Annotated in this window: 23 protein-coding genes; 8 read left to right on the top strand and 15 right to left on the bottom strand. The window is 55.2% G+C overall.

All coding sequences use genetic code 11. From position 1 onward, the window contains the following. Nucleotides 1-32: 32 nt before the first annotated feature. Complete coding sequence (gene traF / locus KTH07_RS18755; RefSeq protein ID WP_371822134.1) at nucleotides 33-1,319, bottom strand: conjugal transfer protein TraF; 1,287 nt, start codon at nucleotides 1,317-1,319, stop codon at nucleotides 33-35. Nucleotides 1,320-1,511: 192 nt separating this feature from the next. Continuing rightward, complete coding sequence (locus KTH07_RS18760) at nucleotides 1,512-2,000, bottom strand: cupin domain-containing protein (RefSeq protein ID WP_017382621.1); 489 nt, start codon at nucleotides 1,998-2,000, stop codon at nucleotides 1,512-1,514. A 117-nt stretch (nucleotides 2,001-2,117) separates the two neighbouring features. Between KTH07_RS18760 and zur the strand changes: the two genes are divergently transcribed. Continuing rightward, complete coding sequence (zur, locus tag KTH07_RS18765; RefSeq protein WP_006810484.1) at nucleotides 2,118-2,630, top strand: zinc uptake transcriptional repressor Zur; 513 nt, start codon at nucleotides 2,118-2,120, stop codon at nucleotides 2,628-2,630. A gap of 47 nt (nucleotides 2,631-2,677) precedes the next feature. Here zur and KTH07_RS18770 read toward each other — a convergent pair whose 3' ends face one another. The 4 genes from KTH07_RS18770 to KTH07_RS18785 all read right to left on the bottom strand — a co-directional run bounded on the left by KTH07_RS18770 (nucleotide 2,678) and on the right by KTH07_RS18785 (nucleotide 5,493). Continuing rightward, nucleotides 2,678-2,887, bottom strand: coding sequence for a CsbD family protein (locus KTH07_RS18770; RefSeq protein ID WP_003860314.1), 210 nt, complete (start codon nucleotides 2,885-2,887; stop codon nucleotides 2,678-2,680). A gap of 119 nt (nucleotides 2,888-3,006) precedes the next feature. Beyond that, the gene (dinF, locus tag KTH07_RS18775; RefSeq protein ID WP_032620641.1) at nucleotides 3,007-4,344 is read right to left on the bottom strand and encodes an MATE family efflux transporter DinF; all 1,338 of its coding nucleotides are present in this window, start codon (nucleotides 4,342-4,344) and stop codon (nucleotides 3,007-3,009) included. A gap of 63 nt (nucleotides 4,345-4,407) precedes the next feature. Then, entirely contained in the window at nucleotides 4,408-5,016 is a 609-nt protein-coding gene (lexA, locus tag KTH07_RS18780) for a transcriptional repressor LexA (RefSeq protein WP_003860318.1), read from the bottom strand. A gap of 108 nt (nucleotides 5,017-5,124) precedes the next feature. Further along, complete coding sequence (locus KTH07_RS18785; RefSeq protein ID WP_017382619.1) at nucleotides 5,125-5,493, bottom strand: diacylglycerol kinase; 369 nt, start codon at nucleotides 5,491-5,493, stop codon at nucleotides 5,125-5,127. A 154-nt stretch (nucleotides 5,494-5,647) separates the two neighbouring features. On the opposite strand from KTH07_RS18785, the gene plsB reads away from it, so the two are divergent. Next, nucleotides 5,648-8,068: a glycerol-3-phosphate 1-O-acyltransferase PlsB gene (plsB, locus tag KTH07_RS18790; RefSeq protein WP_032620643.1), complete on the top strand. Its 2,421-nt coding sequence runs from the start codon at nucleotides 5,648-5,650 to the stop codon at nucleotides 8,066-8,068. A 92-nt stretch (nucleotides 8,069-8,160) separates the two neighbouring features. Here plsB and ubiA read toward each other — a convergent pair whose 3' ends face one another. Continuing rightward, a complete protein-coding gene (gene ubiA, locus KTH07_RS18795) occupies nucleotides 8,161-9,027 on the bottom strand; it encodes a 4-hydroxybenzoate octaprenyltransferase (protein ID WP_015570176.1) in 867 nt (288 codons plus the stop codon). A gap of 12 nt (nucleotides 9,028-9,039) precedes the next feature. Beyond that, nucleotides 9,040-9,537, bottom strand: coding sequence for a chorismate lyase (gene ubiC / locus KTH07_RS18800; RefSeq protein WP_032620645.1), 498 nt, complete (start codon nucleotides 9,535-9,537; stop codon nucleotides 9,040-9,042). Nucleotides 9,538-9,754: 217 nt separating this feature from the next. Between ubiC and KTH07_RS18805 the strand changes: the two genes are divergently transcribed. Genes KTH07_RS18805 through KTH07_RS18815 form a run of 3 tightly spaced genes read left to right on the top strand, consistent with a single transcriptional unit; the run spans nucleotide 9,755 to nucleotide 12,427 of the window. Beyond that, a complete protein-coding gene (locus tag KTH07_RS18805) occupies nucleotides 9,755-10,153 on the top strand; it encodes a hypothetical protein (RefSeq protein ID WP_217310842.1) in 399 nt (132 codons plus the stop codon). Continuing rightward, nucleotides 10,140-11,297 (top strand): hypothetical protein, encoded by a 1,158-nt coding sequence (locus tag KTH07_RS18810; RefSeq protein WP_176662594.1) that lies wholly within the window; start codon nucleotides 10,140-10,142, stop codon nucleotides 11,295-11,297. The genes KTH07_RS18805 and KTH07_RS18810 overlap by 14 nt, the downstream gene beginning before the upstream one ends. Continuing rightward, nucleotides 11,294-12,427 (top strand): T6SS immunity protein Tli4 family protein, encoded by a 1,134-nt coding sequence (locus tag KTH07_RS18815; RefSeq protein WP_015570173.1) that lies wholly within the window; start codon nucleotides 11,294-11,296, stop codon nucleotides 12,425-12,427. Before KTH07_RS18810 ends, KTH07_RS18815 begins: the two co-directional genes overlap by 4 nt. Before the next feature lie 86 nt (nucleotides 12,428-12,513). Here the strand turns inward: KTH07_RS18815 and malM are convergent, their stop codons facing one another. The 3 genes from malM to malK form a co-directional block, all read right to left on the bottom strand. Further along, nucleotides 12,514-13,452, bottom strand: coding sequence for a maltose operon protein MalM (malM, locus tag KTH07_RS18820; protein ID WP_063162111.1), 939 nt, complete (start codon nucleotides 13,450-13,452; stop codon nucleotides 12,514-12,516). 114 nt (nucleotides 13,453-13,566) lie between these two features. Then, on the bottom strand, nucleotides 13,567-14,877 hold the full coding sequence (locus tag KTH07_RS18825; RefSeq protein ID WP_026080558.1) for a maltoporin: 1,311 nt from the start codon (nucleotides 14,875-14,877) through the stop codon (nucleotides 13,567-13,569). Between the two features lie 42 nt (nucleotides 14,878-14,919). Continuing rightward, on the bottom strand, nucleotides 14,920-16,029 hold the full coding sequence (malK, locus tag KTH07_RS18830; RefSeq protein ID WP_003860329.1) for a maltose/maltodextrin ABC transporter ATP-binding protein MalK: 1,110 nt from the start codon (nucleotides 16,027-16,029) through the stop codon (nucleotides 14,920-14,922). Between the two features lie 371 nt (nucleotides 16,030-16,400). On the opposite strand from malK, the gene malE reads away from it, so the two are divergent. The 3 genes from malE (at nucleotide 16,401) to malG (ending at nucleotide 20,162) form a co-directional block, all read left to right on the top strand. Next, complete coding sequence (malE, locus tag KTH07_RS18835) at nucleotides 16,401-17,591, top strand: maltose/maltodextrin ABC transporter substrate-binding protein MalE (protein ID WP_032620647.1); 1,191 nt, start codon at nucleotides 16,401-16,403, stop codon at nucleotides 17,589-17,591. 121 nt (nucleotides 17,592-17,712) lie between these two features. Continuing rightward, on the top strand, nucleotides 17,713-19,257 hold the full coding sequence (gene malF / locus KTH07_RS18840) for a maltose ABC transporter permease MalF (RefSeq protein WP_032620649.1): 1,545 nt from the start codon (nucleotides 17,713-17,715) through the stop codon (nucleotides 19,255-19,257). Between the two features lie 14 nt (nucleotides 19,258-19,271). Continuing rightward, entirely contained in the window at nucleotides 19,272-20,162 is an 891-nt protein-coding gene (gene malG / locus KTH07_RS18845; protein ID WP_003860332.1) for a maltose ABC transporter permease MalG, read from the top strand. 98 nt (nucleotides 20,163-20,260) lie between these two features. On the opposite strand, the gene psiE is transcribed toward malG, so the two are convergent. The 4 genes from psiE to KTH07_RS18865 all read right to left on the bottom strand — a co-directional run bounded on the left by psiE (nucleotide 20,261) and on the right by KTH07_RS18865 (nucleotide 24,318). Then, nucleotides 20,261-20,671 (bottom strand): phosphate-starvation-inducible protein PsiE, encoded by a 411-nt coding sequence (gene psiE / locus KTH07_RS18850; protein ID WP_000202963.1) that lies wholly within the window; start codon nucleotides 20,669-20,671, stop codon nucleotides 20,261-20,263. A 178-nt stretch (nucleotides 20,672-20,849) separates the two neighbouring features. Next, nucleotides 20,850-22,946: a YjbH domain-containing protein gene (locus KTH07_RS18855; RefSeq protein ID WP_032620651.1), complete on the bottom strand. Its 2,097-nt coding sequence runs from the start codon at nucleotides 22,944-22,946 to the stop codon at nucleotides 20,850-20,852. Further along, entirely contained in the window at nucleotides 22,946-23,683 is a 738-nt protein-coding gene (locus tag KTH07_RS18860) for a capsule biosynthesis GfcC D2 domain-containing protein (protein ID WP_015570167.1), read from the bottom strand. The genes KTH07_RS18855 and KTH07_RS18860 overlap by 1 nt, the downstream gene beginning before the upstream one ends. Continuing rightward, nucleotides 23,680-24,318, bottom strand: coding sequence for a YjbF family lipoprotein (locus KTH07_RS18865; RefSeq protein WP_017382614.1), 639 nt, complete (start codon nucleotides 24,316-24,318; stop codon nucleotides 23,680-23,682). Before KTH07_RS18865 ends, KTH07_RS18860 begins: the two co-directional genes overlap by 4 nt. Between the last annotated feature and the right edge of the window lie 8 nt (nucleotides 24,319-24,326).

Here is a 24,326-nt window from a genome sequence, read left to right on the forward strand (position 1 = left end):
AAAAGCCGGAGGCGCAGCGCCTCCGGTGTACTTTAGAACGTCATGCTCAACTGTGCCCCTGCACCCCATGTCTCGTCTTCGCCATAAAGCCCCATCAGGTCAACGTGGACGGAGTTGAACGGCGCGAAACCGACACCGCCGGTAAAGACGTTGCTGTCGTTCCCTTTCATATCCGCACGATAACCGGCGCGTACTGCCAGCCAGCTCAGCGGCGTGACTTCGGCACCAACGCCAACGTACTGGGAGGTGTCTTCGCTTTTAAAGCCCTTGGTTTCGGTCAGATCGCCGTCTGCGGTCAGCGTGACCAGATCGTTGTGCCAGGCGGCCCCGGCAGTGACCAGCGGACGGATCTGATAAGTGTCTTTATAACTCACCACCTCTCCCGTACGCCCGTTGCGGATGCGGATATCTTTGGTATCGATATCGCGCGACATCAGGTTTTGCCCGCTCACGCCGACCGTCCAGTTTTCACCGAAATCAGCAGCAATACCGGCATCGACGTTGAAGCCAGTGTCGTCGGTACGGTAGCGGCTGTCGTTCCACTTATTACTGTCGTAATCGTAGATTGAAGTGGTGTAGTTATAGAGCCAGGTTTTTTGCAGCTTCGGCGTGACGCCAACGGAAACCGGAACGCCGCCAAGATCGAACTGACGGGCCACCGCAATACCGTAGTCGGACACAATCGCCGCCCGACCAGACGCCGTAGAGTTAAGGTTTTTGGTGATCTGATCGGTACCGTTTAGCGCGGCATCCAGCGCCACACCGGCAGCCACCGCATCGCTTCGTTGTATACCGCGCAGATAATCAATGTCCTGCTGATCGATTGAAGAGCTGACCCGGCCATGGGCATAGCCTTTTGCCATAAAGGCCACGGAAAGAATATCGTTAGGGATACTGACGGCAATCCCCGGCCCTGCGGTGGCGTGTGCGGTCTTGCCTTTCAGGTAGTCCAGTTCATCAGCGAGATCTTTCGCTGCGCCCTGGAACTGATTGATCGAACCTAATGGATTGGTGATAACTTCAATGGGGGTCAGACTATCAACCACATCCTTGTAATGATTGATTTTGTCGTTAATGGTATCAATCTCGTCCTGAAGATTGTCTTCATCGGTCACCTGCACGCCAACGGACGGCAAAATGACCGTCACATCATCCTCTGGCTTAGATTTTGCCAGTAACGCGGGGTTGATTAACGCCCCGCTGCCATAGCTCCCTGCCGCGACACCCGTTCCGCCCATTGCGTCGCTACGCGCTTCCGTCCAGGTATTGGCTGCTCCCGCCTGATTTGCCATAAAAAAGGAGACAGCGATGCTAACCATCGAAAATTTAAAATGTTTTTTCACAGTGTGCTCGTAAATAGTTTGTTATTAGTTAACCCTGTCTGTTATCACCCAAACAGGAACGAACTATTGCTGTGAATAAGTGCAAAAAGACCCGCTATTTCCTTAAGTTAAATTCCATCCCGGCCTGTTGTAATATGTGACGACCATCAATATTTATAGAAGAGGAAATTATTTTCGCCCAGGTTTTCCATCGTGCGGCCCAAAAAACTGAGGCGGATGGTCGACCCAGCGGTCTTCGCGCGTCGCGGCATACACCGGATTGAGCGGATAGTAGATGCGGTTATGTTTTTTATTGGCCTCACCCACCACCAGTAAGCGCACCTCTTCATCGGTATTGTTGATAAAGGTGTGACACACGCCCGTCCCGGCTGGAAATCCCACGCTGTCTCCGGGTTCGAGCTTCCATAAATAGCCATTGATCCAGGCCTCAGGGTAACCCTCCAGAACGTAAACAAACTCCTCTTCGTCGCTTTCCGCATGCGGATAAGACGTACGGCGTCCGGGTGGCAGCCGTTCATGGTGAATACCAATGCGGCCGAGACCCAGCCTGCGGGCCAGCGGCGCGCCAACAGAAAAACGTTCGTTACTGTCAGGATACGTTGCGTCATCAGCGCCTTCCACGTCCCGCCAGTGCCGAATACAGTCAGGTCTTTTCATTTTGCGATCTCCTGATTTGCGATGCGTCAGGTATAGCACAGCCTGGCGGATCTCGGTGTTTTTAGCAGAACATGATAAAGTGAATGTTTTCACCCCTTACCATATCCGAGGTGCCCGATGGACAAGTCCACAAAAGAGCTGTTAGCGCAAGCTGAAAAGCTGTGCGCGCAACGCAATGTGCGCCTGACCCCGCAGCGCCTTGAGGTACTGCGTCTGATGAGCCTGCAACAGGGCGCCATCAGCGCCTACGATCTGCTCGATCTGCTGCGTGAAAGCGAGCCGCAGGCAAAACCGCCGACCGTTTATCGGGCGCTGGATTTTCTGCTGGAGCAAGGGTTTGTGCATAAAGTGGAATCAACAAACAGCTATGTGCTGTGCCATCTTTTTGACCAGCCAACTCACACGTCCGCCATGTTTATCTGCGATCGCTGTGGTGTGGTGAAGGAAGAGTGTGCGGAAGGTGTGGAAGATATTATGCATACGCTGGCAGCCAGAATGGGCTTTGCGCTGCGCCATAACGTGATTGAAGCCCACGGCTTATGTTCTGCCTGCGTGGAGGTGGAGTCATGCCGCCATCAGGATGCCTGTCAGCACGATCACTCTATCCTGGTGAAGAAAAAGCCGCGTTAAAGCCGAAGAAAAAGGCGGCTCAGGGCCGCCCTTGGGGATAGTGCCGGTTACCAGCGGTAGTCGTTACGGGTTTCCCAGTCTTTGACTTCATTTTCCGCCTGATCTTTTTCGTAACCGTAGCGCTCCTGGATTTTACCTACCAGCTGATCGCGCTTACCTTCAATGACGGTCATATCGTCATCTGTCAGCTTACCCCACTGTTCTTTCGCTTTACCTTTGAATTGCTTCCAGTTGCCGCCGATTTCGTCTTTATTCATAATCGTGTCCTCGTGTTAAGCGTCTATGAGTATCGTCCGCTTCGTTCTTTTCTGCTGGACGTGATTATTATTGTAGTTAAGGATTCGGCAGTTGTTTTTATATTCGGAATCTTTAACCGTTACGATATATCGTGCGGGGCTGGAAACCAGGTATTGTTTCGCCAGTGACGATGCCAGATAACGGCCAGCGAAAGGCCACGCAGTGAGAGAAACACCGCCAGCGCCAGCCACAGACCATGATTGCCGAGATACGGCAGGGTTAGCAGCGTCAGGCCGAACCCCGCCGCCGCGACGGCCATGCTGTTGCGCATCTCCGCCCCTCGCGTCGCACCAATAAACATGCCGTCCAGCAAATAGCACCACACGCCCACCACCGGTAATACTACCTGCCAGAGGATGTAGCGATCGGCCAGCTCACGTAGCGCGGGCAACGAGGTGAGTAACGCGACAATATGCCCACCAAAACAGGCGTATACCAGAGCAAAGACCAGCGCCACCAGGCCCGCCTGACGACAGGCAGCACGCCAGACTTCGCGTAACTGGCCGCTTTCACGCGCGCCATAGGCCTGCCCTGAATGCGCCTCCACGGCGTAAGCAAAACCATCCAGCGCGTAAGCGGTAAAGGTCAGTAATGTCATAAGCACTGCGTTGACGGCAACGATCTCAGGCCCAAGACGCGCACCAAAAACGGTTAATGCACCAAAGCAGAGTTGCAGCAGAAGCGAACGGAGCATGATGTCGCGATTAAGCGCCAGCAGCTTACGAATGTTGCCGCGCCAGGCCGATTTCAGCAGATCCAGGGTGATACCGCGCATCGCCAGCACGCGCCAGACCATCCCCAAACCGATCAGCAGCGTACCGTACTCGGCAATCGCCGTGGCCAGCGCCGCGCCCCGGACGTTCATGTGCAGCCCCATCACCAGCCAGAGATCGAGCACAATGTTAAGCAGGTTGCCCACCACCAGTAGGATCACCGGCGCGCGGGCGTACTGCACGCCCAGCAGCCAGCCCAGCAGGACCAGGTTTGCCAGTGAAGCGGGCGCGCTGAGCCAGCGAATTTCGAGGAACCGCCGGGCCTGTTCCAGTACGGCATCGCTGCCGCCTACAATATGGAGCGCAAGATCAATCAGCGGCGTACGCAACAGAACGATTAACGCGCCGGCACCGAATGCCAGAATGAGCGGCTGAACCAGCGCACGCGCCAGACGCAGGGGATCTTTTGCACCATACGCCTGGGCCGTCAGGCCTGTCGTACTCATGCGCAGAAAAAGCAGCAGCATAAAGAGGAAGCTGGTCGCCGTTGCGCCGATCGCGACGCCGCCAAGATAATTCGGCGAATCGAGATGCCCGATAACCGCCGTATCCACCAGCCCCAGCAGAGGAACGGTAATATTGGAAAAAATCATCGGTAGCGCAAGACGCCACAACGCCTTATCGGCAGAAGTTAGCAATGCCATGGAAATTACCGGAATCAGAAAACAGGCCAGGCTGTAGAGGAACTACAGCCTGTCAGGAAGAGATTACAGCCATTCACCGTTGCGGATAACGCCGACCGCCAGCCCTTCAATAGAGAAGCTCTGCTCGCGGAGATCCACCACAATCGGGGAGAATTCATTATTTTCAGGCAGAAGCTGCACGGTATTGCCTTGTTTTTTCAGGCGCTTAACCGTCACTTCATCATCAATGCGCGCCACCACGACTTGCCCGTTACGCACATCCTGCGTTTTGTGTACCGCCAGCAGATCGCCATCCAGAATACCGATATCTTTCATGGACATTCCGCTAACGCGCAGCAGGAAATCGGCGCTCGGCTTGAACATGCCTGGGTCAACCTGATAGTGCCCTTCGATGTGCTGCTGCGCCAGCAGAGGTTCACCTGCGGCAACGCGGCCCACCAGCGGAATACCGCTCTCTTCTTCCACAAGCAGACGAATGCCGCGTGAGGCGCCGGAAACAATCTCAATCACGCCCTTACGCGCCAGCGCTTTAAGGTGCTCTTCGGCAGCATTAGGAGAACGGAAGCCCAGACGCTGCGCAATTTCTGCACGCGTGGGTGGCATACCCGTCTGGCCGATATGATCCCGAATGAGATCAAACACCTCTTGCTGCCTGGTCGTTAACGCTTTCATACCGCCCCCTGGGTGTATATACAGTTATGCTGTGAGTATATACAGTCAAAGGCGATTTTGGAACCAAAAACTGCACAAAAAACCAGGGACTTAATTATTCCTCGAGGCTCATCGGAAATGCGACCAAAGCAGCGTGACCCAGGTGATCGCCGCAGTGATAATCGCCAGCAGTACGGCAGCGGAACCCATGTCTTTCGCCCGGCCAGACAGTTCATGGAATTCCGACCCGATTCGATCAACTACGGCCTCAATAGCGCTATTCAGAATTTCCACTATCATCACCAGAAGGACAGATCCGATGAGCAGTACGCGGGTGATAGCATCAACATCAAGGAAGCAGGCGATGACAACGGCAACGATTGCGGCAACCGCTTCCTGGCGGAAAGCGGCTTCATTAACCCATGCCGCGCGGAAACCTTTCCATGAATAACCGGCAGCTTTAATGATTCGAGTTAACCCAGTGGTATTATTGGCCATTAAAAGAACCTTTTATGATAAATAGCGTCTGTAACTAAAGCCGCAGCGCGTTTTGCTGCAACCTGAAGTATGACGGGTAACAACAGAAATTTTGCGCGCTTTCTGTTATCCTTGCGCCGCAATTGCATTATTAACCAGAGGCTTTACATCGTTTATGTCCGGCTGGCCACGAATTTACTACAAATTACTTAATTTACCATTAAGCGTCCTGGTAAAAAGTAAGTCTATCCCAGCAGAACCTGCGCTGGAATTAGGGCTCGATACGTCGCGCCCTATTATGTACGTTTTGCCTTATAACTCGAAGGCAGACCTGCTGACGCTTCGCGCTCAATGTCTGGCGCACGATTTACCTGACCCGCTTGAACCGCTGGAAGTCGACGGTACGCTGCTGCCGCGCTACGTGTTCATCCATGGCGGGCCGCGCGTGTTCACCTATTATACGCCGAAAGAAGAGTCCATTAAGCTGTTCCATGATTACCTCGATCTGCACCGCAGCAACCCCGATCTGGACGTGCAGATGGTGCCGGTGTCGGTGATGTTTGGCCGTCGTCCGGGGCGCGAAAAAGGGGAAGAGAACCCGCCGCTGCGTATGCTCAACGGCATTCAGAAGTTCTTCGCCGTCTCCTGGCTAGGACGCGACAGCTTTGTCCGCTTCTCACCTTCCGTTTCACTGCGCCGCATGGCGGATGAACACGGCACTGACAAAATCATTGCGCAAAAGCTGGCGCGCGTTGCGCGTATGCACTTTGCACGTCAGCGTCTGGCGGCCGTTGGACCACGTCTCCCGGCACGTCAGGATTTGTTCAACAAGCTGCTGGCTTCCAAAGCGATTGCCCGTGCCGTAGAAGACGAAGCGCGCAGCAAGAAAATTTCGCACGAGAAAGCTCAGCAGAACGCGATAGCGCTGATGGAAGAGATCGCCGCGAATTTCTCCTACGAGATGATTCGCCTCTCTGACCGTATCCTTGGCTTCACGTGGAACCGCCTCTATCAGGGGATTAACGTCCACAACGCCGAGCGCGTACGTCAGTTAGCGCACGACGGCCACGAGATTGTCTATGTGCCCTGCCACCGCAGCCACATGGACTACCTGTTGCTCTCTTACGTGCTCTATCACCAGGGGCTGGTGCCGCCGCATATTGCTGCCGGTATCAACCTGAACTTCTGGCCAGCAGGCCCGATTTTCCGCCGTCTGGGTGCGTTCTTTATTCGTCGTACCTTTAAGGGTAACAAGCTTTACTCCACCGTCTTCAGGGAGTATCTGGGCGAGCTGTTCAGCCGCGGTTATTCCGTGGAGTACTTTGTTGAAGGCGGTCGCTCGCGTACCGGTCGTCTGCTCGATCCGAAGACCGGCACGCTGTCGATGACCATTCAGGCCATGCTGCGTGGCGGTACGCGTCCTATCACGCTGGTGCCTATTTACATCGGTTATGAACACGTGATGGAAGTGGGCACCTACGCGAAAGAGCTGCGCGGTGCGACCAAAGAGAAAGAGAGTCTGCCGCAGATGCTGCGTGGGCTGAGTAAACTGCGCAACCTCGGCCAGGGCTACGTGAACTTTGGCGAGCCCCTGCCGTTGATGACATATCTGAACCATCATGTTCCGGAGTGGCGCGAGTCTATCGATCCTATCGAAGCGGTACGTCCGGCCTGGCTGACGCCAACGGTCAACGGCATTGCATCCGAGCTGATGGTACGCATCAACAATGCTGGTGCGGCAAACGCCATGAACCTGTGTTGTACTGCGCTTCTGGCCTCCCGCCAGCGTTCACTGACCCGTGAGCAGCTGACCGAGCAGATTGACTGCTACCTGGATATCATGCGCAACGTGCCGTATTCCGTTGATTCGACCGTGCCGTCTGCCACCGCCAGCGAGCTGATCGATCACGCGTTGCAGATGAACAAGTTCGAAGTCGAGAAAGATACGATTGGTGACATCATCATTCTGCCGCGCGAGCAGGCCGTGCTGATGACCTACTACCGCAATAACATCACGCACATGCTGATGCTGCCGTCGCTGATGGCGGCCATTATTACCCAGCACCGCCGTATTTCGCGTCAGGAGCTGCTGCGCCATATTCAGGCCATCTACCCAATGCTGAAAGCGGAGCTGTTCCTGCGCTGGAGTAAGGATGAACTGGCGGCAGAGCTCGATAAAATGACGGCAGAGATGCATCGTCAGGGGCTGATTACCATCGTTGATGATGAACTGCATATCAATCCGTCACGTTCCCGTACCTTGCAGCTCCTGGCTTCCGGTGCGCGTGAGACGTTGCAGCGCTACGCCATTACCTTCTGGTTGCTGAGTGCAAATCCGTCCATCAACCGCGGTACGCTGGAAAAAGAGAGCCGGACGCTGGCTCAGCGCCTTTCCGTTCTGCATGGCATTAACGCCCCGGAATTCTTCGACAAAGCGGTATTCAGCTCCCTGGTGCTGACGCTGCGCGACGAAGGGTACATTAGCGATACGGGCGATGCCGAGCCGGAAGAGACGATGAAGGTTTACCAGATGCTGGCAGAGCTGATTACCGCGGATGTGCGTTTGACGATTGAGAGTTCGACGCAGGGCGAGTGATGCTAAAGCCGGGTGGCGCTAACGCTTACCCGGCCTACATGTTCCGCTAAATCGTAGGCCGGGTAAGGCGAAGCCGCCACCCGGCTTTTTTATCACCAGTAACTCATCGCCAGGCCCAGAAACAGCACCAGCCCGACGTAGTTATTATTCAGAAACGCTTTAAAGCAGGCTTCACGCTCGCGTTTCGCGATCAGCTTCTGCTGATACGCAAACAGCAGCCCCGCCACCAGTACGGACCAGTAAAACTCCCAGTTCAGGCCGTTCAGGCGACCAATCGCCACCATCAGCGCCAGCACCGCCACCTGCAATATGCCGATGATAAGTTTGTCGTGACGACCAAACAGGATCGCCGTCGATTTGATGCCAATCTTGAGATCGTCATCGCGATCGACCATCGCGTATTGGGTATCGTACGCAACGGCCCAGAGAATATTCGCCAGGAACATCAGCCAGCAGCTGAGCGGAACGGACTCGCTGACCGCGGCAAACGCCATGGGAATCGACCAGCCAAATGCCGCACCCAATACCACCTGCGGCAGATGGGTGTATCGCTTCATGAACGGGTAAACCCAGGCCAGCGCCAGAGCAGCAACGGACAGCAGAATGGTCATGGTGTTAAGGGTTAACACCAGCATGAATGAGAGCAGCACCAGCACCACGAACAGAATGCGCGCCTCTTTCCCGGTCACCTGACCGCTCGGCAGAGGACGATTCGCGGTGCGCTTAACATGTCCATCAAATTTCCGGTCAGCATAGTCGTTAACCACACAGCCCGCAGCGCGCATCAGCCAGACGCCCGCCACAAACACCGCCAGGATCCACAGCGGCGGCACGCCCGGCGTGGCAACCCACAGCGCCCATAAGGTCGGCCACAGCAGCAGCAGCGCGCCAATGGGTTTATCAGTACGCATCAGGCGGTGATAGGCCAGCAGCTTATTCTGCGTCAGACTCCACTCCATTTTTTCTCCCTCTTAGTACAACGGCGATGCTGGCAAAAAGAGTTCCGTCAGTATTAACGGCTTGCCACTCAAACGAAGGCGGGAACGGCGCCCCCACAAATCGGCATCGCAACCAATTTCAATAAAATCACGGGTCAGTTCAGACGAGGTGAACAGATAGCGCCCCAGGGGCGTTTTGCCGAGGCGTTGCAATGCCAGCTCCGGCCCGGAAAGTGTAGACTCAGGAACCACCGTCCGCCCGGCAAGCCACGGCTCGCCATCTGCACACAGTAAAATTTCACGCAGCCAGTAGCGTTCTTCTTGCGGCAGCAGCGGCAGCTCGCTGGCAATCTCCGCAGGCGAGACAAACCCTTCCTGAATCATCGTCACCGTGACCGTTTTACCCTGTTGCTCAAAACGTTTTGTCATGGAATCTTCCAGCAACAGCCAGTCCAGTTGCTCCGGGTCAAGCGCGGGTATTTGGTCGAAATAGCTTAGCGCACGCAGCTGCGTTAGCGCGGGGTGTGACATGCCAGACTCTCCGATACATAACGTAAAGGCATTGTATCGCAGATTGGCAAAATGAGGACGGACAAACCAAATTTAGCGATCACTATCGCAACAATGGTGCAACAGCGCGGGAGAAATGTTCGTGGCAGCAATAGCAGAACTTGATTTTGATTAAGTATCGCGCGGATAAATTGTGAGCTAATACGGCTCTTGAGAAGGAATATCAGTAACTTAATACATGGATGACAACAAAAATAGCCCCCTAATCGGTCTTATCATCGTCCCATCTGGGATGACGATGGCACGTTTCATTATAAAGTTTTTTTCTCAGCCAAAAGACAAAAACCACATCTCGGTTTGTCTCAAGCCCCCTACAAAAGTGATCCCGGTGATTTTTATTCCTGGGGTGATGGGGTCAAACTTAAAGAGTGGGGATAAAAAAGTCTGGCAGTTCAGCTTGTCATCGCTTAAAAAATGGCCACTTGCTGGCCCCCAAAAAAGAAAGCAACTGCTTGATCCGACGACCACCGTCGTCGATGACTCTGGGGAAATTTTAAACGACGGTGCGGATGGGAAAAAAATTCCCGTCCCGTCACGCCCGCGGATGGGGAAGTGCGTTTTACATGAGCTACGGTGAGGCGCTTGACCGGCTGCAATACCTGCTCAGCGACGACGAGATCCTGATGGATAATTACTTTCGGGAGACACAGTTGCAAACGGCACGTCAGCGTTTTATCGGCGTCAGAATCGGTAACGAGCCTCAGGAGCAGGTGCTGAGCGAAGAAGAAGTGGCTCACGGGCACAAGTTCTTATTCCCGCTGCACGTTTTTGGTTACAACTGGCTGCAATCGAATGCGGACTCTGCGGCGTTGCTGGGCGAATATATCCGTAAGGTGCTGAGTGCGTATCACGGACGCCTGGCAGTCAACAAGGTCGTCCTGATCACCCATTCGATGGGCGGACTGGTCGCCCGCCATTACTCGGAAAATATGGGCGGACAAGACTCAATCCTGGGTATCGTACACGGCGTCATGCCGGATCTCGGCTCACCGGCAGCTTATCACCGCATGAAGATCGGTGAGCGTGGCATTACTGGAATGATTATCGGGGAAAGTGCTGAAAAGCTGATGCCGGTGCTGGCACAGTCTCCCGGTCCGTTACAGCTTCTGCCGGGTATGGCTTATGGTCCGGGATGGCTGAAAATCAACAGTAAAGAGACTCAACTTTCCCTCCCGGTGGCCGATCCGTATGAGGAAATTTATCTCAACAAAACAGCGTGGTGGCGGCTATGTGAGCAGGATTTGCTGCTGGATGATACTAGGGTCGAATGGAATAAATATGAGAAAACAATAAGTAATATCGTTAAAAAATTTATTGAGAAGTTAAACGGCAAATACCACCCCCAGACCTGGCTATTTTACGGAGCCAGCAAAAGCAACCCGTCAGATGGATTCCTGACATGGGAAGAGCGGATCCCCCTGAGCGTTAAGGAAGCGCAGAGGAGCAGGGAAAATGCAGCTAACCCTTTTGAACTGTCCCCGTTAAGGTCCCATCAACTAATTTCATCCGCAAGCCCCGGCGATGGGACCGTGCCGATCACCTCCGTCTGCACCAGCTCTTCACGTATTCAGGGCGTCCTGGCGACAGATGTCGATCATGAAGGAGCTTATGCTGTCGATCCTGTCGATCTCTCCCGCTCGGTATACAGCGATCTCTCCGACGCACTGGTGTTCACGGTTCGCTCGGTGGTGAAGATTGTGCAGCAGGTTCCCGCCCCATGAAAAAAGACACATCCCCCCTGATTGTTACGCTGACGCTCCTGCTGCTGGCGGCAGGATATTACATCCATAACTATGTGACATTTGTGCATGCGCCCCCGGCGTTAACGGACAAGGAAAAACGTATGGTTAATACTCTTTTTGCCACCACCAAATCCCAGTGCGTGGGGCGCTATGTGTTTGAGGTTCCGGCCTCATTCGAAAACACCCTGACTGACCGGGCACAGATTAATGAGATCCGCATCAGCAGCAAGCGACTCTACCGCCCGGCATTTGAGCAGCGTATCCGGTTGCGGGAACAGAAACTGAAAAACAGCGCTACCGTGGACCCTGTTGATCAGCCATTTCTTAAGCAGATATACAAGCTGAGTGATAATGCGGTCATTTTTGACCGTAATGAAAATGAGAGTGTGGCGGGATTTGGGCGCATTCTGGAAGGTCATCTCTACGTTGACGGAGTAGCGTTTATCCTCATGCAGGGGATTACCGATTATTCTGATCCGCGCTTCGCTAAAGAGCGAGCGTTTTATCTGCGCAAGGAAGCGGGAAGACCTGACTGGATGGCGAATGATAAACCCCAGAAACTGGCGGAATTACAGGACCTCATGTCCCGACTGAGCGGACGGCATAATGAGGATATTCCTTCCGTGCCCGGCACCTGTATTCCGCAAGGGTTTATCCGCGACGGAAACGGCAAGCCTAAGGAAGATATTACCTTTGTTTACCCCTATAGTTCGGTGTTTTCTTTTTCAGTCTGGAGCAATAACGCCCTTAAGGAAAGCACAACCATGCTGGAGCGCAGCGGGGAAATTCAGTCTTATATCAATAGTATAGACGGAAGTACGCTGCGAAAAGGAGAAGCACGCATTGCCGGTTTTAATGCCAGTGAATGGCTAATCACCGCCCCGCCAGATAAATCATCCGAAAATCCGTCAAAACAACTAATGTTTACCGCCGTAGCCAATGAAACCAACGCTGATTTTGCACACCCCAGCCTTGATCTGACATTAAGCAATGAAATCTTACCTGAAGGAAGTGATGTCTCATCCCCACCTGATTACAGCGACGCTGAACTAGTGGAAATCTGGGATCGCATCATTCTTTCTTTCCGCGTCAGGGATAATGCGTTCTGAACAGATTGCCCCTGAGTAGTGGCAAAAAAAGTGCGCCCGTGAAGGCGCACTAAACGACTAACAAAATCAGCACTGTGGGGAGACGGTTACCCCTTGCCTTTTACACTGCTGATAAAGGTGGAACGGGCAGTGGTTGAACCTAAACGCTCGGCTTCATCAAGCAGTTTCAGCGCTTTATCGACATCGCCGTTTTTAACCGCCTGCTTGATGGCGTTGTTAAAGTAAGTTTCAGTATCGTTAAGCACGGGCTCGGCTTTTTTCGCCGGGGCCGGGGCTGCGGCCGGTGCTGCGGCTGGCGCGGCGTACACAGGCGCGGCAGTATTACCCACCGTTACCGGACCCGGGCCAGATGAGCCAAACAGCGGGCCTACGAGTACGCTGGAGGCGCTGTTGGTGGAGACTTTCAGCTTGATCAGACCATCGGTGGTATGACGGGCAAGCGGGTCCGGAATATCCGGGACAGAGTTCCCCGTGCCTTTCGCATAGGCTTTTGCCGGGTCAACAAGCTTCGTTGTCTGTTGCAGATCTTTTTCAGTCGTGAACACCAGGACATAAATCTTCTGCTGACCCAGGGCTGGCGTCAGGCGCATAACGCCTTCCAGCCGATCGGCACTCATGACGCCAGGCTCCTGATAGCTGAAATAGTCGCTTGGGAAGAACGCGGATGGCGTCATGTTCTGATCGAGGATCAGCACGTTAGGCGCGAAGACGCTGGTCTGTTTATTGACTTCACTGGCCAATGTCAGGGTCAGCTCGCCGATATTCGCCGGCACGCTGAAAGCCGCGACCGGACCGCTGATACCCGGCACGTTCAGTGACTGGCCCCCCGCTGAAAGCTGGGTAGTTTGTGTTTTCGATTGATCAACTGGCGTCCACACCAGTTGCTGTAGTGCCGCAGCCGGAATAGCTGGCGCAGCGCTAGTATTTTGAGGAACAAAATTCACATCTGCAAAGGTGACCGCAGGCGCACAGGCCAACAGCCCCGCAGAGAGGCACAGCGCGACGAGACTTTTCTTCATTTTCATTGTTATTACCTCTGATAGCGTGAGCACTGCGGTGGCCAGGCAATAGCGCGCAGCACCCTAAGGAGAGAGGGGCTTGCGCCCCTCTTTTCAGGTCATTACGTCAGGCTTGACGAATTACCACCAGATTTCCATCTGGGCGCCGAAGGTCCACTCATCGTTGTCGCCACGGCTGAAGGTTTTCGCGGAGGTGTCGCTATACGCTACGCCAGAGGTGTAACCTGCACCTGAGTCGTTGTTTGCATAGCCCCATTTCTCATCCCACTTCGCGTATGTTGCGAAGACGCGGATAGCCGGACGGGACCAGATGCTGTCGCCTGCCTGCCATTGCTGTGCCAGGGTGATTTTGTACTGGCTGTTTTTGTCGTCAGTTTTCTGAGATTTGACGTTGTCGTAGCCCACTTCCAGCAAGGTGCTCATGATCGGCGTCCATTTGAACATTGGACGAACACCCACGGTCCACCACTCGGTACCGTTGTTGTTGTCACGATCGATGTTCTGGTACATACCGACGTACATCAGGTCCCAACGGTCTGCCAGGGTGATTGCACCGTGATCCAGCACGCGCCACATAGAGCCGTCGTTATCGATGCTGCCGCCCTGTGGAATACCTTTACCGTTAGAGGTCATGGAATCCGTACCGTATTGCAGTACGAACTTGTTGAAGCCTTTCATCATGCTCTGGGTGTGTTCAGCGGTGAACAGCCAGCCATCTTTAGAGGCGCCAGGTTGCAGGTAGTAGTCGTCAGGAATGTTGGTATGACCGTAGTCAACGCCCAGCTCCAGCGTACCGCCCGGGTTGGTTTCCAGACCGGCTAAACGCACATCGAAGACATCGTTTGGTACCACGTTGTCATAAATACGGTCGCCGTTCGCATCACGATCGGCGAAGGTTGCAGAACCGCCGGACTCAGAAGAACGGGTCGCTGCCAGAGAGAGTTTACCAAAGCCCAGATCGATGTTTTCAATACCGGCACCAGGACCAGAGATATCCCAGTAGTAGAAGTCGATCATGTGTACGTCATGACGCTGATAGAAGCGTTTACCGGCCCAGATGGTAGAGCCTGGCAGCCATTCAATCAGGTTTTTACCCTGCACGTTAGCTTCACGGAAGGCCGGGCTGGTGGATTCCCAGTCATTCTGTTGAGAAACGGAGTACGCTACGTTGGTGTCGAAATAGAAGCTCTTGTCGCCTTCTTTCCACACTTCCTGGCCCAGTTTCAGTTCGGCGTAGGTTTCACATTCGTTACCGAGACGGTATTTACTTTGTGCGCCTGTTGCCTGGAAACATTGTTGTTCACCGCCACTTCCGGTCCAGCCAATGCCGGAACGAGCATAACCTTTAAAGTCTACGGCGCCCGCCTGGGCAGACAGGATGCCTGCCGCAATGGCGACAGCCAGAGGGACTTTGCGCAGAGTAATCATTATTCTATCTCCTGAGATCATTGCTTTTCTTTGTAATTGGAATGCTTAAACGCCTGGCTCTTTGTGCAACCGACGACATGCAGTGCCATCCTCACGGAACAGATGGCAACGCTCTGGCGGCAAACCGATAGCGAATGTGGCACCCTCTTCTACCAACACCACGTCATTCTGGCGGTAGACCAGGTTCTGACGGATGGCGGGGATCTGGATATGAATCTGTGTTTCGTGACCAAGCTGTTCGACGACCTGAACTTCACCTTCCAGCGTCACATCAGCGATGTGGCTCGGCAGTAAATGCTCAGGGCGGATACCGAGGGACATGTTGGCCCCCACCTGTACGTTAGCGCTGTCGACCGGCAGCCAGACTTGCTGACGGTTTGGCAGCTCCACCTGTACCTGTTCGATTGCCGTCGCGGTCACTTTTACGGGCAGGAAGTTCATCTTTGGCGAGCCAATGAAGCCCGCAACAAAGCGGTCTGCCGGGTAGTGATACAGCTCCAGCGGTTTGCCCACCTGCGCCACGCGACCGGCGTCCAGCACCACGATTTTGTCGGCCAGCGTCATCGCTTCGACCTGATCGTGGGTGACGTAAATCATCGTGCGTCCAAGGCGTTTGTGCAGACGGGAGATTTCGATACGCATCTGGACGCGCAGGGCGGCATCCAGGTTAGAAAGCGGTTCATCGAGCAGGAACACGCGCGGCTCGGCCACCAGCGTACGGCCGATCGCCACACGCTGACGCTGACCACCGGAGAGCGCCTTCGGTTTACGCTCCAGCAGATGTGCCAGCTGGAGCACTTCCGCCACCTGGGTGACGCGCTGGTTAATGGTCTCTTTTTTCGCGCCGGCCAGCTTCAGGCCAAAGGACATGTTCTCGGCAACGGAAAGATGCGGATAAAGGGCATAAGACTGGAACACCATGCCCACGCCGCGTTCGGCTGGCGGGATGTCGTTCATTCGGGTATCACCAATAAATAAATCGCCACTGGTGATGGTTTCAAGACCGGCAATCATACGCAGCAGAGTCGATTTACCACAGCCTGATGGACCCACGAACACCACAAACTCACCTTCGTGGATGTCCAGATTGATGTCTTTTGACACCACTACGTCGCCCCAGGCTTTCGTTACATTACGCAGCTGTACGCTCGCCATGCCCTTCTCCCTTCGTTACAACCTGTCACCGACAGAAACATTCAAGATAAGTTCACTATGCGTGTTCCATTACTTTCGTGAATCCTCCACCCCCCGGCTTTTTTATGGGGGAGGAGGCGGGAGGATGAGAGAGCAGGCTCTGCGACCGCAGCGGAGGGGCTGAGGCGAAAATCGTGAAGCGGCCTGCAAAATTCAGTGGGTTTTTATGTGCGCCAGCACTCATAACTTAAATTTATGTTACAGGGATCACACAAACAGGGGGTGGGGCGTAGGGACTGGGAGGATGGAAAGAGGATGTCAAATAAGGAGACTGAGTCACGTTGAACCACCTTATGTATCCACGAGCACATCACCAATAAAGGATGGCAGATATGAAGATCAAGACTGGCGCACGCGTTTTCGCATTGTCCGCCCTCGCAGCAATGATGATTTCCGCACCGGCTCTCGCCAAAATTGAAGAAGGTAAGCTGGTTATCTGGATTAACGGCGACAAGGGCTATAACGGTCTGGCCGAAGTGGGCAAAAAATTCGAGAAAGACACCGGTATCAAAGTCACCGTAGAACACCCGGACAAACTGGAAGAGAAGTTCCCGCAGGTTGCGGCAACTGGCGATGGTCCGGACATTATCTTCTGGGCGCATGACCGTTTCGGGGGCTACGCGCAGTCTGGCCTGCTGGCAGAAGTTACGCCAGACAAAGCCTTCCAGGACAAACTGTTCCCGTTCACCTGGGACGCCGTTCGCTATAACGGCAAGCTGATCGCTTACCCAATCGCGGTTGAAGCGCTGTCTCTGATTTACAACAAAGACCTGGCGCCAAACCCGCCGAAGACCTGGGAAGAGATCCCTGCTCTGGATAAAGAGCTGAAGGCGAAAGGTAAATCCGCCCTGATGTTCAACCTGCAAGAGCCGTACTTCACCTGGCCGCTGATTGCTGCCGACGGCGGTTACGCGTTCAAGTTTGAAAACGGCAAATATGACGTGAAAGACGTGGGCGTGGACAACGCAGGTGCGAAAGCGGGTCTGACCTTCCTGGTTGACCTCATCAAGAACAAACACATGAATGCGGATACCGACTACTCCATCGCGGAAGCGGCGTTCAACAAAGGCGAAACCGCGATGACCATCAATGGTCCGTGGGCCTGGACCAACATCGACAAGAGCAAAATCAACTACGGCGTGACCCTGCTGCCAACCTTCAACGGCAAGCCATCTAAACCGTTCGTGGGCGTGCTGAGCGCGGGCATCAACGCCGCCAGCCCGAACAAAGAGCTGGCGAAAGAGTTCCTCGAAAACTACCTGCTGACCGATCAGGGTCTGGATGAAGTGAACAAGGACAAGCCGCTGGGCGCCGTTGCGCTGAAATCCTTCCAGGATCAGCTGGCGAAAGATCCGCGTATTGCGGCCACCATGGATAACGCCCAGAAAGGCGAAATCATGCCGAACATCCCACAGATGGCTGCGTTCTGGTACGCCACCCGTACCGCGGTCATCAACGCTGCAAGCGGTCGCCAGAGTGTCGATGCCGCACTGAAAGATGCTCAGGGCCGTATTACTAAGTAAGTCTGAAAAACGGCGGGTGGCGCGTGCGCTTACCCGCCCTACGACTACGGCACGATCCGTAGGTCAGGTAAGCGCAGCGCCACCTGACGATAAGTTTCCACCGTTGTAGAGGAAGAACCCCATGGATGTCATTAAAAAGAAACACTGGTGGCAAAGCGACGCACTGAAGTGGTCAGTGATAGGTCTGCTGTGTCTGCTGGTGGGTTACCTTGTTGTTTTAATGTACGTGCAAGGGGAATACCTGTTTGCCATCATGACGCTGATTTTAAGCTCGGTTGGCCTGTATATTTTCGCCAACCGTAAAGCGTACGCCTGGCGCTATGTCTACCCGGGCGTTGCCGGGATGGGGCTGTTTGTCCTCTTTCCGCTGATCTGCACCATCGCGATTGCCTTTACCAACTACAGCAGCACCAACCAGCTCGCGCAGGAGCGTGCCACCCAGGTGCTTCTGGATCGTTCTTACCAGGCGGGTAAAACCTTTAACTTCGGCCTGTATCCCACGGGTGACGAGTGGAAGTTAGCGCTCACTGACGGTGAGAGCGGCAAAACCTATCTTTCCGACGCGTTCAAATTTGGCGGCGAGCAGAAGCTGGCCTTAAAAGAGGCTGCGGCCCTGCCGGAAGGTGAACGTGCGAACCTGCGTATCATTACCCAGAATCGTCAGGCGCTGACCCAGCTCACCGCCGTGCTGCCAGACGAAAGCAAAGTGACCATGAGCTCGCTGCGCCAGTTCTCCGGCACGCAGCCGCTTTATACTCTGGCGGATGACGGCACGCTGACCAACAACCAGAGCGGCGTGAAGTACCGTCCGAACAACGATATCGGTTTCTTTCAGTCGGTGAATGCCGACGGCAGCTGGGGCGACGACAAACTCAGCCCGGGCTATACCGTCACCATCGGCTGGGACAACTTCACCCGCGTATTTACCGACGAAGGCATCCAGAAACCGTTCTTCGCCATCTTCGTCTGGACGGTGGTCTTCTCGGTGCTGACCGTGATCCTGACCGTGGCCGTGGGCATGGTGCTGGCCTGCCTCGTGCAGTGGGAGTCCCTGAAAGGCAAAGCGATTTACCGCGTGCTGCTGATTCTGCCCTACGCCGTGCCGTCGTTTATCTCGATTCTGATTTTCAAAGGGCTATTTAACCAGAGCTTCGGTGAAATCAACATGATGCTGAGCGCGCTGTTCGGTATCAAACCGGCCTGGTTCAGCGACCCAACCACCGCCCGCTCGATGATTATCATCGTGAACACCTGGCTCGGTTATCCGTACATGATGATCCTGTGCATGGGGCTGCTGAAGGCTATCCCGGACGATCTGTACGAAGCCTCGGCGATGGACGGCGCGGGTCCGTTCCAGAACTTCTTCAAAATTACCCTGCCGCTGCTCATTAAGCCGCTGACGCCGCTGATGATCGCCAGCTTCGCCTTTAACTTTAACAACTTCGTGCTGATTCAGCTGTTGACCAACGGTGGCCCGGACCGTCTCGGTACGACTACGCCGGCAGGCTATACCGACCTGCTCGTGAGCTACACCTACCGTATCGCCTTCGAGGGCGGCGGCGGCCAGAACTTCGGCCTGGCGGCGGCGATTGCCACCCTGATCTTCCTGCTGGTTGGCGCCCTGGCGATTGTAAACCTGAAAGCCACACGTATGAAATTTGACTAAGGAGGGCACTGAACATGGCAATGGTACAACCCAAATCTCAGAAACTGCGCCTCCTCGCGACGCACTTAGGCCTGCTGATTTTCATCGCGGCGATCATGTTCCCGCTGCTGATGGTTATCGCCATCTCCCTGCGTTCGGGGAACTTCGCCACCGGGAGTCTGATCCCGGACGAAATCTCCTGGGAGCACTGGAAGCTCGCGCTGGGCTTCAGCGTGGAGCACGCGGATGGCCGCGTCACGCCGCCGCCGTTCCCGGTGCTGCTGTGGCTATGGAACTCGGTGAAGGTGGCGACCATCACCGCGATCGGCATCGTGACGCTCTCCACGACCTGCGCTTACGCCTTCGCCCGCATGCGCTTCCCAGGCAAAGCGACGCTGCTGAAAGGGATGCTGATTTTCCAGATGTTCCCGGCCGTGCTGTCACTGGTGGCGTTGTATGCCCTGTTTGACCGTCTGGGCCAGTACGTGCCGTTCATCGGCCTGAACACTCACGGCGGCGTGATCTTCGCCTATCTTGGCGGCATCGCCCTGCATGTGTGGACTATCAAGGGCTATTTCGAAACCATCGACGGCTCGCTGGAAGAAGCGGCAGCGCTGGATGGCGCAACCCCGTGGCAGGCGTTCCGTCTGGTGCTGTTGCCGCTGTCGGTGCCGATTCTGGCGGTGGTATTTATCCTGTCGTTTATCGCCGCCATCACCGAAGTCCCGGTCGCCTCACTGTTACTGCGCGACGTGAACAGCTACACCCTTGCCGTCGGTATGCAGCAGTACCTCAACCCGCAAAACTACCTGTGGGGCGACTTTGCCGCGGCGGCCGTCCTCTCTGCCATCCCGATTACCGTGGTGTTCCTGCTGGCCCAGCGCTGGCTGGTCAACGGCCTGACGGCGGGCGGTGTGAAAGGTTAAGTTTCATTTGTTATGCCACTGCAACCCTCAACTTTAGACGTATTGTATTGAACCAACTTGTGACTGTTATTCGGCGGCCTCCGGGCCGCCATTTTTTTTTATTCGCGTTTCAGCCGCTTCGAGTTGCACAGCCAGAGGGTGATCACCAGCAGCAGGATCGCCGCCGAGTAGATCAGCACGTCGAGCGGGGATTTATGATCGACGATGATCAGCCGCACAATGGCGGTGATGCCAATGTAGACAAAATAGCGCAGCGGGAAGTGAAAGCCGGACTGAAAGTACTTCACAATCAGGGCGATAAATTCAAAGTAGAGAAAGTAGACCACCAGGCCTTCCACCAGCGCGTATTTGCTGGTTTGCTCAGGGGCGAACAGCACATCCGCCAGATGCACCGTCTCCTTACCCAGAAAAACGACCAGGATCAGGCCAAGGCTCAGCAGACCGAGGTTCAGCACGGTCTGGAGTATCGTTGAGATAAACTCAACGCGCGGACGCGTCAGGGATGTCATACAGCACCTCATTCTCCAGGGCGAGGTTCCTGTATAACGCAAAAATGTGACGGGGATCTATATTTTTTGTTTATGTTTTGTCCAGATGAACATTCTTGCCGGGCGGCACTGCGTTTGCCCGGCCTACAAAAACACTCTCGTAGGCCCGGTAAGCGCAGCGCCACCGGGCAAATAAGCATCAGCGGAAGTTAATGTTCTTATCGCTGGTCATATCATACAGCTGGAATTTACGTCCAAGCTGCTGACCGCCGTCGCGCGTCAGCGGCGTCCAGCCCACTGCCGCACGGCTGCGGGTTGGGCCTGATGAGAACAGATCCAGCGGAATCGACACGTACACCCCTTTGGTGAAGTCCCCTTCCCCGTACTCGTCTGGCGAAACGTTGGTGATGGTGGCATAGCCGCCCACCACCACGCCGCTGTCGAAGTGTTTGGAGATATCCAGCGTACCGCCCTTATCACCCGCCAGATACTGGCCGACGCTGGCTTTCACCAGCACGTCCTGCGCGAACGACGGCGTCCAGTAGGCGGTCAGGTGGCCGGTTTTGACGCTGTAGTCGGTGAACTTCATCATGTCCTGCGCGCTGCGCCAGTCACGCTGTTTCACGTAGTTGGCATCAACCCCAAACGCCCAGTTGCTGTCGACAGGACGATAAAGCACTTCTGCCCCGGCGCCGCCGAACATGGTTTCCAGATAGCCACCGTAAACCTGGCCGTAGAAGCCGTTGCCGAAGTACTGGAAGTAGTTGGCCTGGAGGTTATTCACGTAGATATCGTTCTGCACATATTCGCGAACGCGGGTACGCACGCGCGGCAGTTTTGAATCGTTCGGCGGGTTGGTGTAGTTAAATTTGTCGTAGTTGTTAGCAATGTTGCCGAACAGACTACCGGTGGTCAACAGGTGGTCGGTCACCCACAGATCCGCCGTCGCCATCGCCCCCAGCTGATACATGTAGAAGTTTTCCGGCCCACCCACGGACTGGTTCAGCACCGGATCGATATGGAAATCGAAGCGGGATTTATCGATATACCAGCCCTGCTCGGTGCTCTCTGGCACCACCGGCTCAACGCGTTTTTGTACCAGCTCGGTTTCATGTCCCAGCGGTTCGCCTTCAAGATGACGCTTAAGGCTGGCAACATCGGTTTCGGTTGTGACCTGCGGCAGGTTGAGGCGGTTCTCCGTCACGCGGATCGTGCGGATCCCCTCCGGCAGATCGTTCATGACGATCCGGTTGGCGCGCTCGATCCCTTCGCGGGAGTCGCGGTATTTTACCTGCTCGCCGATGACGTACAGCGTATCGCCTTTGGTCTGGATCTTTGGATCCGCCAGGCCCGCGTTATATTTCAGCAGCGTCAGCTGGTTCGCTACCACGGAGTGCTGAATGATCGCATCCTGCGGCTCCGGCTGATATTTTGGCCGCGGGTTGTCATTGTAGTGCGGCCGCATGTCGTTAAAGTTAGTGCGCAGGGTAAAGCCAAACATCAGGGTATTACCGCGCTCATAGCTGAGGTTAACGTCGGCCCAGTCGGTGACGCGGTAAATGGCGCCGACGTTAAACTTGCTCTTTTGCTCAATTTTCCCGGCGAAGTCCTGCGAGTAGTCGTTTCCTTCGTACTCCAGCTTCAGACGTAACGGCTGCCACGGTGTTTGATACTCCACGCCACCAAACAGCGAGGCCGGGCCGTGGAACATCTGGTCCCCGTTGATGGAGCCCGCTTTCTGGTAGCTGTTATCGCGGTAGCAGTATTTATCGCTGTAGGTACAGAACGGATTTTTGACGTTGCCGCTGGTGCCGAGATAGCCCCATCCCAGACCGAGTGAGAAATCAAACGGTCCCCAGGCTTTGCTGGCCACGATGTATTCCGCGTCAAACAGGCCGGTCCCGCCGATATCCTTCGCACCAACGGAGACCTGCGGCATCCAGTAGCTCTCTTCCCACAGGCGCAGCTTCACGTCGAAAGCTTTGTCTTTATAAGTCTGGTCGCCGGAGAAGGCATCCACGCTGCTGTACTGTTTTGTACGCACGTCGGTGTAGCGCAGCGTGGTCTCCAGCCAGGGGAACAGCTGCACGGACGCAGAGTAGTAACGGTACTGATCGTTATCGCGATAGTTAAGGCTGATTTCCCCCTCGCGGGCCATACGCGCGGTTGGGGTTTGCAGTAAGCCCACGCCGCCAAAATCGGACTGCGACGGGCCGATGGGTGCCGGATACGTTTCTGCATGACAGGCGGAACTCACGCACAGTGCAAGCATGCTGTAGAGATAGGTTTTTTTCATTATTCCGGTATCCGCTGTATCAGGGAGCGAAGGATATCGGCATTAAGCCCGTCATACGCTTTCGTCCAGAAATGGTCGGCAAAACCGACAAAAATGATGCTGCCTGGCATAGGTTCGATATGGCGTTTATTCCAGTAAGCCACCGGCGCTTTCTGCGTATGCCCGTCCGGATAGACCACCCAGGCATAGCTGTTATCCGCTCCGCTGAGCAGACTTTGCTCGTCGAGATAGCTCGCCACGTCCCGGCCCGGCGTAAACGGCTTTTTGCCAGGGCTGCTGAGAAGCCCCATCACGGTGACGGTGGAAGGCTGAGCCGGAAGCCACAGGGTATAGTCCCCTTCCAGCGACGGATTGCCGTTTTCCGCAACGCGCACCTCATCCGGATCCAGATTCACCTTCTGGCGCCCCGTCACCTTAACCGCCTGAAGCTGTTGACGCAGGCTAGTAATGGCCGCGGCATCGTCGGTATCTTCCTGTTGTGCCAGCCCGCTCAGTCGGGCGAGCAGCGCCTGATGTTTTTGTTCCGCTACGATCGTCGCCTGACGCTCGCTGATCACCGCCCCGGTCCACCAGCTTTTCGCCAGCCTCGGCTGCCCCACCAGATCGAGCAGATGCCCGGCATTGGTTAAGGTTTTAGGTTTTTCGCTGTCCGGGGTGTAGACCTGTACCGTTCCCGCAGACCACGCCAGCGGCGAGGTCAGGCTGGCGAGAAGCGCAATGTGGATGAACATTTTCATGATTTCGCCGCCTTGATCAGGGTGGCCTTCACCGGGAAGAAACCGGCACCGAGATACTGTAAGGACTGGCGGATTTGCCCCTCTTCGTCCACCCAGAAGCGGTTATGCCAGGTGGCCTGATCGGTTGTCACTTCTTCATCCAGCACGCGCACCTGCGTTTCGTCGCTGCCCACTTTGACACTGTCCGTACCGTCCCAGCGGAAGGTGGAGCGGGCCGTGGCGTAGCGCACCTGTTTATGCTCGGTCCAGCCCATCGTGCGCGTCCAGCTTGCGCCATCGACGATCTGATTCGGCTTGATGAGCGGATCTTCAGCCAGGTTGTTCACCTCAAGCAGGTTGTCGCCGCCGAGCAACGTTTTCACGATGCGGGAATGCTGTGTCACGATGGTGGCCTGATCCTGCGTCACCCATTTCTGCTGCCCGTTTTCATCGAAAGCGAGCACCACAAACAGTTGCGGACCATCGTTTAGCTGCATGTACTGGCTGGCATACGGCATGTTCTGAAGTTCGTCATCGGTCAGATGCACGCCCGGCGTGCCGAACATGCTGTCCCACAGTGAGTGGCCCAGCCCTTTGGTGGTAGCTGAGCACGCCTGCAACAGCAGGCAAATCAGGATGATTGCAGGTCGCTTCACGACTCTTC

This window comes from Enterobacter cloacae complex sp. ECL72 (genome assembly GCF_019056635.1).
GTDB lineage: Bacteria > Pseudomonadota > Gammaproteobacteria > Enterobacterales > Enterobacteriaceae > Enterobacter > Enterobacter hormaechei_C.

Coding starts and splice junctions, on each gene's coding strand:
- lexA (WP_003860318.1), bottom strand. CDS start 5,016: ATGAAAGCGTTAACGACCAGGCAGCAAGAGGTGTTTGATCTCATTCGG.
- malG (WP_003860332.1), top strand. CDS start 19,272: ATGGCAATGGTACAACCCAAATCTCAGAAACTGCGCCTCCTCGCGACG.
- KTH07_RS18860 (WP_015570167.1), bottom strand. CDS start 23,683: ATGAAAATGTTCATCCACATTGCGCTTCTCGCCAGCCTGACCTCGCCG.
- ubiC (WP_032620645.1), bottom strand. CDS start 9,537: ATGTCACACCCCGCGCTAACGCAGCTGCGTGCGCTAAGCTATTTCGAC.
- KTH07_RS18770 (WP_003860314.1), bottom strand. CDS start 2,887: ATGAATAAAGACGAAATCGGCGGCAACTGGAAGCAATTCAAAGGTAAA.
- KTH07_RS18815 (WP_015570173.1), top strand. CDS start 11,294: ATGAAAAAAGACACATCCCCCCTGATTGTTACGCTGACGCTCCTGCTG.
- KTH07_RS18810 (WP_176662594.1), top strand. CDS start 10,140: ATGAGCTACGGTGAGGCGCTTGACCGGCTGCAATACCTGCTCAGCGAC.
- malF (WP_032620649.1), top strand. CDS start 17,713: ATGGATGTCATTAAAAAGAAACACTGGTGGCAAAGCGACGCACTGAAG.
- malK (WP_003860329.1), bottom strand. CDS start 16,029: ATGGCGAGCGTACAGCTGCGTAATGTAACGAAAGCCTGGGGCGACGTA.
- KTH07_RS18785 (WP_017382619.1), bottom strand. CDS start 5,493: ATGGCCAATAATACCACTGGGTTAACTCGAATCATTAAAGCTGCCGGT.
- ubiA (WP_015570176.1), bottom strand. CDS start 9,027: ATGGAGTGGAGTCTGACGCAGAATAAGCTGCTGGCCTATCACCGCCTG.
- KTH07_RS18760 (WP_017382621.1), bottom strand. CDS start 2,000: ATGAAAAGACCTGACTGTATTCGGCACTGGCGGGACGTGGAAGGCGCT.
- malM (WP_063162111.1), bottom strand. CDS start 13,452: ATGAAAATGAAGAAAAGTCTCGTCGCGCTGTGCCTCTCTGCGGGGCTG.
- psiE (WP_000202963.1), bottom strand. CDS start 20,671: ATGACATCCCTGACGCGTCCGCGCGTTGAGTTTATCTCAACGATACTC.
- KTH07_RS18805 (WP_217310842.1), top strand. CDS start 9,755: ATGGATGACAACAAAAATAGCCCCCTAATCGGTCTTATCATCGTCCCA.
- dinF (WP_032620641.1), bottom strand. CDS start 4,344: ATGGCATTGCTAACTTCTGCCGATAAGGCGTTGTGGCGTCTTGCGCTA.
- malE (WP_032620647.1), top strand. CDS start 16,401: ATGAAGATCAAGACTGGCGCACGCGTTTTCGCATTGTCCGCCCTCGCA.
- KTH07_RS18855 (WP_032620651.1), bottom strand. CDS start 22,946: ATGAAAAAAACCTATCTCTACAGCATGCTTGCACTGTGCGTGAGTTCC.
- zur (WP_006810484.1), top strand. CDS start 2,118: ATGGACAAGTCCACAAAAGAGCTGTTAGCGCAAGCTGAAAAGCTGTGC.
- traF (WP_371822134.1), bottom strand. CDS start 1,319: ATGGTTAGCATCGCTGTCTCCTTTTTTATGGCAAATCAGGCGGGAGCA.
- plsB (WP_032620643.1), top strand. CDS start 5,648: ATGTCCGGCTGGCCACGAATTTACTACAAATTACTTAATTTACCATTA.